Here is a 15,512-nt window from a genome sequence, read left to right on the forward strand (position 1 = left end):
ACGAAAATGAAAAAGATAACCGCCTATATCGCCCTGATATTTCTGACCGGATGGCTGGGGCTGGCCTCGTGTACCGGACATTTCGAGTCGTACAACACCGACGGAACCGGGTTTCCCGACGATTTGAAGGAACAGGAATTCAACAAGTACGGGCTCCCCCTCAAAGTCGTGCAGCAGGGAATTTACTTCAACTACGATTGGGGCGGGGGGAAGAACTGGACGTTTCAGGTGATGCAGAACCTCGGCGCGGACATGTTCGCAGGCTATTTCCACGACTTTAGCCCCTACATCGAAGGAAGGGGTAACACCATCTATAACATGCAGGACGGTTGGAACGGCGCGTTCTGGGAGAACACCTACGGTTATATCCTGCCCGAAATCCTGAAGTCCGAAGAACTCACCGAAAAAAAGTATGCATCCTTTTTCGGAATAGCACGCATCCTAAAAGTAGAAACCATGCATCGTGTTTCCGATTTGTATGGCCCTATTATTTATACCCAGTTCGGGTCTAAAACCGGATCGATGCCCGACACCCAGGCCGAGGCCTACCGCGTTTTCTTTAAAGACCTCGACATCGGGATCGAGAAGATACGCGAATACCAGGAGGAAAACCCGAAGGTGGAGAATTTTGCCAAGTTCGATTTCCTGATGCCTAAGACCAAACGTACCTACGACGAGTGGATCAGGTTCGCCAACTCCCTGCGCCTTCGCCTGGCTGTCCGTATCGCAATGGCTGACCCTCAACTGGCCGCTTCCCAGGCACATAAGGCTCTGGCCGACAGGGGCGGACTACTGGAGAACGACGATGATATCGTAGCTGTCTCGACCGCCGGCAGCGGCTACAACAATCCTTTGGGGGAGATCAGCGTAGCCTGGGGCAGTGCCATCATGAACGCCAACCTCGAATCGTATATGGGAGGCTATGAAGATCCCCGCTTGCCCCACTACTTCAAGAAGGCTCTCGGTGGGAAAGGGGAGGAGATCGTGCGCGTAAGCGGCACGTTCAAGGGCATGCGTCAGGGAACGGGTTTCAACCATAAGAATTACAGCGAACATTCGAAGAGTACCATCACCCAATCGACCGACGCAGTGTTGATGACCGCCGCCGAAGTTTGGTTCCTGCGTGCCGAGGCAGCTCTGCGCAAATGGTCGGCCGAGGACGTACAGGCCTGCTACGAGAATGGCGTGAGAGCTTCATTTGCGCAGTGGAGCGCCGGTGATGTGACGTTTTATCTCAAGAGTACCCGTACGCCGAAAGAGTATCGGGATGCCTTTAACGCCGCCTTCGATGTACAGGCTATGAGCCGTATAACGCCGGCCTGGGACGAAACGGCCACGAACGAAGAGAAGCTCGAACGGATCATCACCCAGAAATGGATTGCCTGTTACCCCGAAGGTTGCGAAGCCTGGGCCGAACAGCGTCGCACGGGCTATCCGCATCTCTTTCCCGTCCTGGTGAATGCCAGCCAGGGGACGGTCGACACCAACCTGGGCCCTCGCCGCCTCAACTTCATGGTGGGTATCAAGGCCGCCAACCCCCAGCAGTACACCGCCCTGGTCAATGCCCTCGGAGGTTCCGACCATTGCGGCACCCGCCTGTGGTGGGATACGGGAAGGAATTTCTGAAAATTCACCAAATCAGTAATATTGGTAATAATAACTGTAATTTATATTACATTATTTCTTTTTGGCTCCTTTACCTTTGTATCGGTAATAAAATAGTATATTTACCGCTCAAAATAAATGAAGCAATCTATGTCGATAAAACGTTTTGGCGTCTCCCTCGAAGACAACCTATTAGAATCGCTCGACCAGTATGTGGACGAAAATGGCTTTGCCAACCGCTCACAGGCCATTCGCTTCCTGATAGAAAAGAACGTGGCCGAGAAGAAATGGCAATGCAATCACATCGTGGCCGGCACTATTATTATTATGTACGACCAGGAGAAGACCGCCATCGCTTCAAAGATCGTGAGTATCCAGCAGGATTATCAGGATGTGATACTTTCTTCCTCCCAATATTATGTCAATCAGAATTTCTGCCTTCATATCGTTACCGTGATGGGAACTGCCCACCGCCTGACCGAATTGTCGGATAAACTGACTGCCATCAAAGGGATTAAACACGGTAAACTGGTGATGAGCCGGGCCGATTAGTTATATTTTTTTGCATGTAAAGTAACACGATTTTGTTTATTTGTGTTACTTTGCGCTACGGAACAGATGACAAATATTATACAATTTAAATTATGAAGAAAGGATTTTTACTTATTCCGGGGCTACTGTTCAATACGTTAGCCTACTCCTCCGAACCGGTAGAACCCATCGAACCGCTGGGAATAGACAGCCTTATCAACTTGAAGGGTGTTGTGATCTCGGCCAACAAGATACAGGTAAACCGCAACAGCGTCCCGCTTTCCATCTCGGTGGTCGACCGCGACGAGATAGAGGCCAGTAGCGAGTCGGCCCTGCTTCCGGTGCTCTCGCAGCGCGTCCCCGGACTCTTTGTAACGCAGAAAGGCATCACCGGTTTCGGGGTGAACGACGGGTCGGCCGGGACGGTCAACATCCGTGGCGTAGGGCAGGGCAACAAGGTATTGATGCTCTTCGACGGACAGCCGCAGTGGGCCGGTATCTTCGGACATGCGCTGCCTGACACTTATGTGGCTTCCGACGTGGAACGGGTGGAAGTGATCCGCGGCCCGGGCTCGTTGATGTACGGTTCCAACGCGATGGGCGGCGTGGTGAACATCATCACCCGTCACCATAAGCAGCAGGGACGGCGCACTCAGGCACGTATCATGTACGGTTCCTACAACACGCAGAAGTATATGGTGAACAACGGTTACAACCTCGGCAACTTCAGCAGCTTCATTTCCGTGAACCACGACCGTACGGACGGCCACCGGCCCAACTCCAAATTCCATATCACCAACGGCTTTGCCAACCTAGGGTACAAGATAAACGATCATTACCGCGTGACAGGCGACCTGAGTTTGGCCAAGTTCAAGACCCAGAACCCAGGTACGATCGACGAACCGGTGCTCGACTATCTGGTAGACGTGTTGCGTGGTACGACCTCTTTCGCACTCGAAAACCATCACGAAAAGACAAGTGGTGCCCTGCGTGTGTTCTACAACTGGGGAAATCACGAGGTGAATGATGGCTACGAGCACGGCGGAACACCCCGCACATATCTCTTCCGTTCGGACGATCATAACACAGGTGTCCTGCTTTACCAGTCGTTCCGTCTCGTCGAAGGCAACACCTTTACGGCCGGTATCGACTATAAAAACTGGGGTGGACATGCATGGAACGACAGCATCAACGGTCCGAAAGGTGAACTGATTGACAAATCTGTCAATGAAGTGGCTGGCTACGTCATCATGCAACAAGACCTCTTTGATATGTTAAGTATCAACGCCGGTGTGCGTTACGAGCATAACAGTGTGTTCGGGGGCGAATGGGTTCCGCAGGCAGGCCTTACCTTCCGTCCGTTCGAGGGCAATGTGATCCGTGCTTCTTTCTCGAAAGGTTTCCGCAGCCCCAACATCCGCGAGATGTATATGTGGGGTGCGGCTAACGACGAACTGAAACCGGAAAATATGTTGAATTACGAGGTTGCCGTCGGACAGTCGTTCCTCGACGGACGCTTGTATGGCGAGGTGACGGCTTTCTTTATCGATGGAAAGAATATGATCGAGTCGGTAAGCGTGATACCCGGCCAGCAGTATCCGATGAAGAACCGCAACGTCGGAACCTTCACCAACAAAGGTATCGAGTTTGAGGGCCGCTACCAGATCCTCGGAAACCTCAGCGTCGATATGAATTACAGCTACCTCCACACCAGCAAGCCGCTCTTGGCTGCTCCGGCCCATAAGCTCAATGTGGGTGCAACCTATGCTCCTGGACGCTTCACCTTCAACGCGAATGTACAGTCCGTGTACGACCTCTACGTGAGACTGGCCGGCGAGAAAGTTTCCGAAGTCAAGGAAAATTACACCGTTCTCAACGCCCGCGCCGCCTACCGGTTCGGCAGCCGCGACAAAGGCTTGAACCTGTTTGTCAAAGGGGAGAACCTAACGGCTACCCGTTATACGATCAATTACGGTTTTCCGATGCCCAAGGCCGTGTTCATGGGTGGCATAGATGTGACATTCTAGTTCTCAGTATAATAAAGTACTTGCCGGGAGGCTGTTCCAGTGTTTTGGGACGGCCTCTTTTCTTGTATAAAAGTTCTTTTTTAAAACTATGTATTAATAGATGTGAAATTATGCCTGGTGGTTTTGTGTTCCTTTGATTGAATTGTAAAGAATTTTGGCGTAAATGTGTATTATGGTTCCTTTGAATTTGAAAGCTAAGTTAATCTATTTGAATTAACGGTAAATGCTATTTTTAAAAAGTAAATTTGTCTCGGTTTAATAGTATATTTTAATAATTGTATAAGAGTGTGAGGCCCCTTTTATTTTTGGGGTTGAAGATATTTTATAGAACTTTATTTTATTAGAATTATGAGTAAGATTACTGCTGTATTTCTTGTCGGGCATAGCCCTTCAGCTTATTATGTTTGTTATCGTTTGAGGAGATACAAGCGTAAAATTCCTTTCTTTTTTACAAGTAAATCAACCTCCTTTTTTAAGGATAATGTGGATAATGAGTTACATTATCATTCGTGTAATACTCTAATCCATAAAGAAATATGAAAAGACTTATACTTACTTTATTCCAACTATGTCTCATTGCCGGGATGCAATTGACAGGACAAACCGTAGATAATGTTTTGGATTTGCAGGATGCGATAAACAATGTTTCAGATGGAGGAACGATTACTTTATCGTCTTCCTTTCCAAAGGAAAATGCAACTGCTATCGCTCTCCAGGTGAATCATAGTAATAATTTTACGATCAACGGAGGCGGTGAAGAGTATAAAGTGACCGCAGATGTCCGGTTTTTTACGATCAATAAAACCGCATCAGGTTCGACCGGTAGCCTCACTCTGGACGGCTTCCATTTTGTAGGCAGACGTCTGCCTTCTTCGGGTACCGCTTCCGGACTCGGTGGGGGAGGTGTTGTTATTTCAAATAACAGTTACGGAACCATCCAGTTTATTAACTCCAGTTTTAATTCTATATCGGGGGTTGGACTGGTTGCCGGCAATTCAACATGTACAGTCGTGCTTAAGAAGACCACATTTATAAACAACTGGGGCTTCGGTCATGGAGGTGGTTTGTATGTTGCCGGTAAAACGAATGTGATTATCGACTATTGCACATTCGATAAGAACTATGGAGATATGAACGGAGGGTATTCGGGCGGTGCGATGTGTTTTGAAGGATATACCACAGGAGTCGCGAAGATATCCAACTGTGTCTTTACCAATAATGTGGCAAATGAGTGGGGAGGAGCTATCGGAGTATATGCTCCTGTTGGAGGTTCTGTTTCTATCGATGCCTGTTACTTTGCTTATAATTCAACCATTAGGACGAATAACGGGAATGGTGACGGTGGAGCGATCGGCGTACATGGAGGAAATGCAAATACGCATTATGCGAAGTTTTATTTGTCGAATTCTACCTTCTACAGAAACAAGGCCTCCGACGATGGTGGTGCCGTGTATGTACAAAATCCGGCGGCCGGTGCGGAAAGCAGCATCGTTAACTGTACCATGTTTGAGAATGAGTCGAATGATGTGAATCCGGCCACTACCGTACAATTGGGTATGACATTTAACGTTGCTACGTCGGGCGGGGCAGTTCAGGTTTCGTTGCCGACTCCCATCACCATGGAAAATAATACGATCATCCGCAACTATACGACCAGTTCTTATCAAAGGGGTGGTGGGATAGGTGCCCATGCGAACTCGGATGGAGCTCCAAAGTTCACACTAAGGAATAACATCATACTGGGTAATTATATCAAAAGTGGTGTAAATGAGATCACTAATAGTTATGCTAATATCGGGAAACATAGTATTTTTAATCCTAGTTATTCCGTAAATGTAGGAAATATCGGCTTTGATAATGGTTCTAACCTGGCGAGTAATATAACTATAAAGAACACCTTTGGTCGGGATGACGTGGTCCTTCATGGAAATCACGTTCAGGATAATGCGGCAAATAAAGTGGGAAACCCGAATGAACTGAATACCGATTATTATAGGATCATCCCTTCAATATCAATTATTCCTAACGATAATGAATTTACTTTTGGGCTGGCAGACGGGAAAAGCGTTACTAATTCCCTGACATCCGATCAAAGGGGATATGCAAGGAGTACCAGTAAACCGGATGTTGGCTCTGTTGAAATCTTTTGGGCCCGTTTCAATGCTAACGGAGGAATTTGGACGGGATTGGGAGAAAACGCCTATATTGGTGATGATTACTATACCCTGACTGATAGTAAAACATCTTATTATTATAAAGTTTCCTATTCTGGTGGTAAGGTAACCAGTCCGACCACTGCTACGGACAAACTCGTTCATCCGGATGGAAAGGTGTTTGTAAAATGGGTAACAGATGATGAATATGAAACAGATTGGAACAGCAATACCCCTGTTACAGCCGATTTAAAATTGAAAGCTATCTGGAAAGATGGGGCTTTGGATATAATCTATCATTCTAACTTCGGTACGGATCAGACTTTTACCGCATCGGCTTCGGATGGGAATGTTACAGTAGCCACCTATCCGGCCACGAGCCTGCCCAACCGTCTGAACTACATCTTCCTGAAATGGACGACCAAGGCCGACGGAACCGGTACGGCTTACCTGCCCGGAGCGACCTTCACCATCACCGAGAATACCGACCTTTACGCCCGGTGGGAGCCCAATTCCGTGTTGAAGCTGCAATGGTCTGTCTCCAAGACAACCGCCGACCCGTATGAATTCAGCGATGTGGAGAACAATTCCACGACGACCGTCATGGTCGGAACGCCTGTTTACGTGCAGATCCGCCCGGTCGGCCTGGAGCATGTCGACTTCGACACCTGGGCGATCGAGTACATCGCCACCCCGACCGACTACCACTATCCGATGGGAGAGGCTATCGGGAAAACCCTGCGCTATGACTTCAATAAAGGGGAAGCCCACACGCTCGAAGGTACTTACTATTATAATGTGACCAAGCTGCTCCTGTATAAAGGCGGCGTGGAAGTGGCCGCCTATATCTACCGGAACGCTTCCTGTACGCATAAGGTGGTTATCCAGGACGAACCGGTCGTGAAAGATCCGGCCCTGCAATGGTCCGTTTCCACAGTGACGAGCGAACAGCCTTACTTCAAGGATGTGGACGACCAGTCAACCACTTCGGTGAATTACGGCACTCCTGTCTTCGTCCAGATCCGTCCCGTCGGACATGAGGGCATCAACTTCGAACGCTGGGCGGTCGAATACACCGTGACCCCGGCCGAGCACTACTACGGCATGAACGCGACGCTGAAGACCGAACGTCACAACTTCAACAACCGGGAGGCCCATACCGAAAAGGGAACCTACATATACACCATCACCAAACTGACCCTGTATGACATGTACGGCAACCAGACCATCGAGACTTACGACTATGCCGACTCGCCCTACCGCCACACAATCGTGATCGGTGACGGCGAAGGCCCCGGTCCTGGTCCTGGCGGCGCGCTGCAATGGTCTGTCTCCACTGCCTCCAACAAGCTCGAGGACTTCCGGGATGTGGACAACCTGACCACTACCACCGTCACCAAAGGGACGCCGGTGTATGTGCAGATCCGCCCTGTCGGTTTCAACAACGTCACCTACGACCGTTGGGAAATAGAGTACACCGCCACTCCGGCCGGCTATCATTATCCGCTGGACGAAGCCGTCTTGAAAACCGAACGTTACACCTTCAACAAAGGGGAGGCCCATACGCTTGTCGGTACCTATATATATAATGTACACAAGCTGACGCTCTACAACGGCGAAAGCATCGCATCGGAGCTGTATTACAACCAGCCCGCTTACCGGCACACGATCGTCATCACCGACGAAGGCATGATCCATGTGGGCGAGACGGCGCCGTATTGTAGCGTGGACGGCGAATTCAGAATCCCTGTCAGCGTCCTGAATCCGGACTATCCGATCGAGTACGCTGTCCGTTTCACGGATGAAGCGATTGCCGCCGGCTTCAGCGATACGGAATACAAAGACCTGACTCCGGGATACATCACCGTTCCGGTTTCCAACCGCATCCCGAGAGGTATCTACCACGCCAACATCTATGTGCGCCTGAAGAGCGATCCGGACCGCGAGGAGGCTTATCCGTTCAACATCGAAGTGTTGGAGACAACGACCATCACCCGCCAGCCGCAGTCGGTGAACGTTTGCGACGGCGACGCCTTCACCCTGTCGGTCGAAGCGACGGGCGTCAACCTGAGTTACCAATGGTTCTTCAACGAAGTGGCTATCCCGGGTGCGACTTCCGACAGCTACACGGCAGCACTGACTCCGGACAAGGAGGGTATCTATTATGTAGACGTATACGGTGACTGTGGAATGGAGAGCAGCCGCACGGTAACGGTGGGCAAAAACGGCCTGCGTATCCTGGTGAAATGGAACGAATTCCTCTACATCACCAACCAGGATAACGAGTTTGTACGCTTCCAGTGGTACAAAGACGGTCAGAAGATCGACAAAAACGGTACTTCCATCTACTACTCTGTGCCGGAGGGATTACTGGGTACCTACTTCATACAGGCATATCGCGCCGATGATACTTACGTGGTAAGCTGTCCGATCACATTCGAGACACTGACGCAGTTCCAGAGTACCCGCGTTTATCCGACGATGGTCAATAAGAATACGCCGATCACAGTCAGTCTCGGCACGCCGGGTGAAGCTCCCGAATCGGCCGTGATCGAGATCTACAACATGAACGGACAGCTATTCGAGCGTCTGACCACCCTGACCTCTGAAACAACGATCCCTGCCGACATGGCTTCGGGTAGTTACGTGGTGAAGGTGACCACCGAGACGGGCAAGTCCACCACCCATAAAATCATCGTAAAATAAACCAACAGATATGACAACAATGATTTCCAAGATAAATAAAAGCATTCTATTGTTTGCCGCCGGCATCCTGTCCACTACCGTTTCCGCCCAACAAAGAACGGGTGGCAGGGAACACGGCCGGTACAGCCACCAAGAGCAGCAACAACGCCGTCAACAGCAGCGTGAGTACCGGCAGGAGCAGCGCGACACGACGCGCACAAAAACGTCTTACCTCACCGTCTCCGGCGGTGTGGGCTCTTCTTCCTTCCGTTACGACCTTGACTATCGGATCGAAGGTTTCCAGGAAAAAGGCAACCGCGACAGCAAGCTCGGTTATGAAGTCGATATCCGTTACAGTTATTTCTTCAATCCTCACTGGGGTTTTGCTACGGGGATAGGAATCTCCCGTTACGCCACAGTAGGTCGTTTGAGGGGCGATATGTCGGACGACAAATACATGAAACTGGGAACAATGACTGACGATGACGACTTCTCGGGCCACCCGCGTGACTTCGAACTGCGTGCCCGCCTGAAGAGCCTGGAAGAGAAACAGACCGCTTTCCTGTTGGATATCCCGCTGATGGCGATGTACCAGACGCGTTTCGGGGAAGAGGAAAACTGGGGATTGTATGCCGGCCTGGGTGTGAAGCTTCAAATCCCTGTCCAGACAAAATACAAGGTGCAGGGTAATGCAGTCAGCGAACTGAACGTATCGGGTTACTACCCGCATATCCCTTCGGACGTGGGTTCGCCGTCCGAGTCGCCCGTACCTCATCATGGGTTCGGCACGATCAGCGACCCGGGTAAGGAGCTCGACTGGAGCGGCAAGAACAAGTTGAAATTGGGCATAGCCGGAACGGCCGAACTGGGCTTTATGGTTGCCCTGGGCGAGGACACCGACTTGCTGCTGGGCGGCTATATCGACTACGGCTTCACCAACATGAAAAAGAAGAAGGATCAGGGCCTGCTGTCGACTCCTGCGTCTTATCATCCGGAAGGGAATAAGATCGTCGGACAAGGTATTCCATACAACGGCATATTGAATTCGAATGTAACCGATAAGGTGAAAGTGATGTCGTTCGGTGTGAAATTAGGGTTACGATTCAAACTGAATTGATAAAGTTCAGGTATTGGTTTCGGTAATTCCCATAAAAAAGGACCGTAGAGAAAACCTCTACAGTCCTTTTTTTATTTGTTATTCAGATCATCTGAAATCCTGCAACTTCTTCTGGAGCTCCTGGCGGGCGAAGAAGATACGGCTTTTGACTGTTCCGAGCGGGAGATTGAGCTTGTCGGCTATCTCGTTGTACTTGTAACCGCTGACGAACATGGAGAACGGCATCTTCAGGTCGTCGTTCAGGGCGTTGATTACCTTGGTGATCTCCTGGATGTTGTACGCCTTGTCGGGCGAGTCGAAACCGGAGTCGTTAACCACGTCCAGGTTGTAGAGGTCTACGCTGGAGTCTACTACCGTTTGTACGCGTACTACCTTATGGTAGTTATTGATGAAAATATTACGCATAACGGTCAGAACCCAACCTTTGAAATTAACGTTGTCAACGAATTTATCCTGATTATCTAAAACTTTAAGTGCTGTATCTTGCAGTAAATCCTGGGCATCGTCCCTGTTAGCAGTGAGCATAAGAGCGAAATTCATCATATTCTCTTGTAAGCCCAATAATTTTTGTTGAAATTGTATTCCATTCATAATTTTAATTTTTTGAATGTTTATAAGTCGGTTAATAGTTGTAATTCAACAACTAATACAATACAAAAATAAACTTATACTTTATAAAAAACTAATTCTTTTGCTAATATTAATGATATAAGCCTACTATTAATATTTGTATGCTAAAACCGCTTGAAATTGAACGGAATATACAAGTTTTGTACTTGTAAATTACAATATTTGCAAGTATTGCGTCATAATTTTCAATTGCTATGATAATCAAGTGATTTTGTGTGCTTCGGGTGGCTGGTTTTCGGGATTCTGTTTGAGGGGATGTAGAAGGGGGCTGGGAACTTACATCCTTTTCAAAAGAGGGCGCATGTTCTTGTTACAAAACATGCGCCCTTATCGTTATTCCTCCACTCGTTCCTTATGGTTAAGTATCAGGGTGGACGGCATTTTCTGTAAAGCTTCGCGGCGATGTTCGGAGACGTCGTTCCAGCTGTCGTAGCTGATAAGCATGAAGTTGTAGCCGTTGAAAGTAGCCGCGCTCATGTCCTTGTCGGCGATGAGGGAAGCTTGCTTGACCGATTCCGTGAATTGGTGGATGGCATGTTGTATCTTCTCGCTGCCCGGCGTGGTCGAGCTGCTGCGGTCGAGGATGCCTACCGAGCCGTGCGTCGTCTTAAGCAAGGTCGAAGTATAATCGAGGAGGAAGAGGTCACGCTCGGAGTCGATCACCACGATCACGTTGCTCGCTTTTACGAAACCACGGTTCACAAACACGCCTACGTCGCAATTACTCTTGCCGATGAACATCTTCGTCTTATCCTTAAGCAGCGCACCGGGGTAAAACCAGGATTCGGGCGCTTTGAAACGTTTGAAGTACTTGTTGTAGAAAGAGGTGCGGTAACGGTTCGCCTCGATGTCGTCCGGCTGGTTGCTCATGGATATGCCCGAGCCGACGAGCAGGAAGTCGAAACCCTCGGTGTTGACGATGTCGGTGATGTCCTGCCCCGCGTTGTTCGACACCTCGTAGCGCGTTTCGATGTTCACCCCCAGCTTCTTTGCCCCGTAAAGGATCGGGCCGAAGCTCACTTCCTCGAAGTTGTCGGTGTGAAGCGGGTTCACATCCGAGCCGACGGTGAGGTGAAGCGCCGTAAGGTCTACCTGGTGACGGCGGTGCGCAAACATCTGGTAGGCCACGTCCAGCATGATCTGTCCGTTGGCGGCACGTCCGAATGAGAGCAAGACCTTGAAAGTCCCGTCCGCTACGTCCACCGCCTTGTATTCTTTGATCTTCTCCCGCGTCTGGAAGCAGAACTTGATGAACGACACCAGCGGGATGGTCATGAAGGTTGTGACGAGCGTCATCAACACCAACATCACGAAGATCGAGGGCGGAAGTATCTTCATTTCGTAGCCGATGGTGAGCACCACCAGCTCCATTAACCCGCGCGTATTCATTAACGCCCCGATGTAGAGGCTGTCTTTCCAACTCTCCCCCACGAAACGGGCGGAAAACATCGCCCCGCCGAACTTACCGATGATGGCAACGAGTATGAATACCCCGCACATCCACCACAACTCCGGACTGTTCAACAGCCCGATTTCCGTGCGCAACCCCGTCGAGACGAAGAACAAGGGCAGGAACAACGCCAGCGAGACGTCTTCCACCTTCTCGGTCATGATCTTGCGGAACTTAACGTTACTAGGCATCACCACCCCTGCGATGAACGCGCCGAACAGCGCATGCAGCCCCAGCATCTCCGTCAGGTAAGCCGAGATAATCAACAGGAGGAACATAAAAGCAACCAGACCTTTGTCGATCACTTCTTTATTATGATAGATATGTCCCACCATTTTCAGGAACGGCCGGACGGCAAAGAACATGAAAGCGATGTAAATCACCGAGAAGAGTATGTTGTAGATCGCACTCAGCATTGACCCCGCCTGTGCGATGGCTATCACGACCGCCAGCAGGCACCAGGCCGTTATGTCGCCGTTGGCCGCGCTGGCGAGTGAGATCGTCCCCAGATGCGTACGCGTCAACCCCTTCTCCTGTATGATACGTGCCAACACAGGGAAGGCCGTGATACTCATGGCGATGCCCACAAACAGGGCGAAGGATAGGAAAGGCGTGCTTTTATCAGCGTAGGTGTCGTAGACGTAGTAGGCAGTAAGCATCCCGCAGAAGAAAGGAACAATGGTACTCGTATGGCTGATAAGGATCGTCTCCTTCAGCTTTTTCCGTACCTCGGTGATATCCAGTTCCATCCCGATGGCAAACATAAAGAGGATCAGTCCGAACTGGCTCAGTATCGTAATGTTGGCCAGCGACTCGATAGGGAAGAGGAACCCCGAAACTTCGGGCGACAGATGCCCCAATATCGAAGGTCCGAGCACGATACCGGCCACGATCTCGCCGATCACCGTAGGTTGCCCTATCTTCTGGAACAACCACCCGAACAGGCGGCACGTCAACAGGATCGTGATGATTTGCAACAGCAGGATGCCGATGGGCGACTGTATATGATGGGTCATCAGTTCCCAGAAAACGGTGAAACCTTCCCCCAGATCTTTCGGGGCGTCGTAGGTCGATGTGATGGCGCTTTCAAGCTGCTGGCTTTCTCCTTCCTTGGCGATGAAGTACATCAGCGAACCGAATACAACGATCATCACCAGATAAAAAGCGATACTCTTTGTTCCTCTACTCATATATTGCATGGGTTTGATGCAAAATTAAGAAATATCCCCGTAATATCAATACGGTATGTTTTTTTCTTTTATCTTTGCGCTAAACCAATCTCAAATAATCATGGAGTCGCTGAATCTAATAAAGAATGACCCTTGGCTTGCCCCTTATAAGGAGGCGATAGAAGGAAGGTATCAATACGTGATAGAAAAGGAAAACATCCTGACTAACAAAGGGAAACAAACCTTGTCTGAAATGGCTTCCGGCTATCTGTACTTCGGCCTGCACAAGACCAACAATGGCTGGGTGTTCCGCGAATGGGCCCCGAATGCCACCGCTATATATCTGATCGGTACGTTCAACGATTGGAAAAAAGAAGAACGGTATAGCATGAAACGCCAGGGATACGGTGTCTGGGAAATAGCCCTTCCCGAAGAAATGTTGCACCACGAAGACCTCTTCAAACTGCTCGTAGAGTGGGACGGAGGAAGCGGCGAACGCATCCCGGCATGGATACGCCGTGTCGTACAGGATGACAACACCAAGATATTCAGTGCGCAGGTATGGAATCCGGCCACGCCGTATACGTTCAAAAACAAACGGTTCAAACCCAATACCGCCCCGCTGTTGATTTACGAATGCCATATAGGTATGTCCACCAACGAGGAGAAAGTCGGCTCGTACGATGAGTTCCGCCGCAACATTCTGCCCCGTATCGCCCGCGAAGGCTACAACGCCATCCAGATCATGGCCATACAGGAACATCCTTATTATGGCTCTTTCGGCTACCATGTGAGCAGCTTCTTCGCCGCCTCGTCGCGTTTTGGCACGCCCGAAGAGCTGAAACAGTTGATAGACGACGCACACGGCATGGGAATTGCCGTCATCATGGATATCGTTCACAGCCACGCAGTGAAGAACGAAGTAGAAGGTCTCGGCCGTTTCGACGGTTCCTACAACCAGTATTTCCTCAGCGGTTCGCGCCGTGAGCATCCGGCCTGGGACTCGCTTTGCTTCGACTATGGCAAGAACGAAGTATTGCACTTCCTCCTTTCCAACTGTAAGTTTTGGCTTGAAGAGTACAAGTTCGATGGTTTCCGTTTCGACGGTGTCACCTCGATGCTCTATTATAGCCACGGTCTCGGTGAAGCGTTCTGCAACTACGGCGACTATTTCAACGGGCATCAGGACGGCGATGCCATCGCTTACCTGACACTGGCCAACAAACTGATCCACGAGGTCAACAAAAACGCCATCACCATCGCCGAGGAGGTAAGCGGCATGCCCGGTCTGGCGGCCAAATATGAAGACGGGGGCTATGGCTTCGACTACCGTATGGCCATGAACATCCCCGACTACTGGATCAAGACCATCAAGGAAAAGAAAGACGAGGATTGGCATCCTTCTTCCATCTGGTGGGAGACGACCAACCGCCGCGCCGACGAAAAGACAATCAGTTACGCCGAAAGCCACGACCAGGCTTTGGTAGGAGATAAAACCATCATCTTCCGTCTGATAGATGCGGAAATGTATTGGCATATGCAGAAGGACGACCATAACTTCGTGGTCGAACGCGGTGTCGCGCTTCATAAGATGATACGCCTCGTGACGGCTTCTACCATCAACGGCGGCTATCTCAACTTTATGGGCAACGAGTTCGGGCATCCCGAGTGGATCGATTTCCCGCGCGAAGGCAATGGATGGTCGCATAAATACGCCCGCCGCCAGTGGGAGTTGGTAGACAACATGGATTTGAAGTACCACTACCTGGGTGACTTCGACCGCGAAATGATCGAGTTGATCCGTAGCGTGAAGAACTTCCAGTCCACCCCGATACAGAAGGTGTGGGACAGCGACGGTGACCAGATTCTGGCTTATATGCGCAAAGACCTCGTGTTCGTGTTCAACTTCAGCCCGTCGAAGTCGTATACCGACTATGGCTTCCTCGTACCCGTAGGCGAGTACGAAGTGGTACTCAATACGGATGCTACCCGCTTCGGTGGCTTCGGTTTGTCTGACGACTCCATACATCATTTTACACAATTTGACCCATTGTATAAAAAAGAGAAAAAAGAATGGCTTAAACTTTACATTCCCGCACGCAGTGCTGTTGTATTGAGAAAAGTAAAAGTAAAGAAGTAATTTAT

General features: G+C 49.9%; 8 protein-coding genes. 6 read left to right on the top strand and 2 right to left on the bottom strand.

Annotated features, from left to right (window positions below):
* Positions 1–6: 6 nt before the first annotated feature.
* From M1P97_RS01890 to M1P97_RS01910, 5 genes are all read left to right on the top strand, one after another.
* Complete coding sequence (locus M1P97_RS01890; RefSeq protein ID WP_249388234.1) at positions 7–1,626, top strand: SusD/RagB family nutrient-binding outer membrane lipoprotein; 1,620 nt, start codon at positions 7–9, stop codon at positions 1,624–1,626.
* Positions 1,627–1,755: 129 nt separating this feature from the next.
* Positions 1,756–2,157 (top strand): nickel-responsive transcriptional regulator NikR, encoded by a 402-nt coding sequence (nikR, locus tag M1P97_RS01895; RefSeq protein WP_075558155.1) that lies wholly within the window; start codon positions 1,756–1,758, stop codon positions 2,155–2,157.
* A gap of 92 nt (positions 2,158–2,249) precedes the next feature.
* Positions 2,250–4,163, top strand: a complete 1,914-nt coding sequence (locus M1P97_RS01900) for a TonB-dependent receptor plug domain-containing protein (RefSeq protein WP_249388235.1) — start codon at positions 2,250–2,252, stop codon at positions 4,161–4,163.
* Positions 4,164–4,699: 536 nt separating this feature from the next.
* Complete coding sequence (locus M1P97_RS01905) at positions 4,700–9,022, top strand: T9SS type A sorting domain-containing protein (RefSeq protein WP_249388236.1); 4,323 nt, start codon at positions 4,700–4,702, stop codon at positions 9,020–9,022.
* 10 nt (positions 9,023–9,032) lie between these two features.
* Positions 9,033–10,118, top strand: coding sequence for an outer membrane beta-barrel protein (locus M1P97_RS01910; protein WP_249388237.1), 1,086 nt, complete (start codon positions 9,033–9,035; stop codon positions 10,116–10,118).
* Between the two features lie 87 nt (positions 10,119–10,205).
* Here M1P97_RS01910 and M1P97_RS01915 read toward each other — a convergent pair whose 3' ends face one another.
* Entirely contained in the window at positions 10,206–10,709 is a 504-nt protein-coding gene (locus M1P97_RS01915; RefSeq protein ID WP_249388238.1) for an RNA polymerase sigma factor, read from the bottom strand.
* Positions 10,710–11,081: 372 nt separating this feature from the next.
* Entirely contained in the window at positions 11,082–13,388 is a 2,307-nt protein-coding gene (locus M1P97_RS01920) for a cation:proton antiporter (RefSeq protein WP_249388239.1), read from the bottom strand.
* A gap of 100 nt (positions 13,389–13,488) precedes the next feature.
* Between M1P97_RS01920 and M1P97_RS01925 the strand changes: the two genes are divergently transcribed.
* Positions 13,489–15,507: an alpha amylase C-terminal domain-containing protein gene (locus M1P97_RS01925; protein ID WP_195372831.1), complete on the top strand. Its 2,019-nt coding sequence runs from the start codon at positions 13,489–13,491 to the stop codon at positions 15,505–15,507.
* The last annotated feature ends 5 nt before the right edge of the window (positions 15,508–15,512 follow it).

It is taken from the genome of Parabacteroides leei, from assembly GCF_023369805.1.
GTDB classification, from domain to species: domain Bacteria; phylum Bacteroidota; class Bacteroidia; order Bacteroidales; family Tannerellaceae; genus Parabacteroides; species Parabacteroides leei.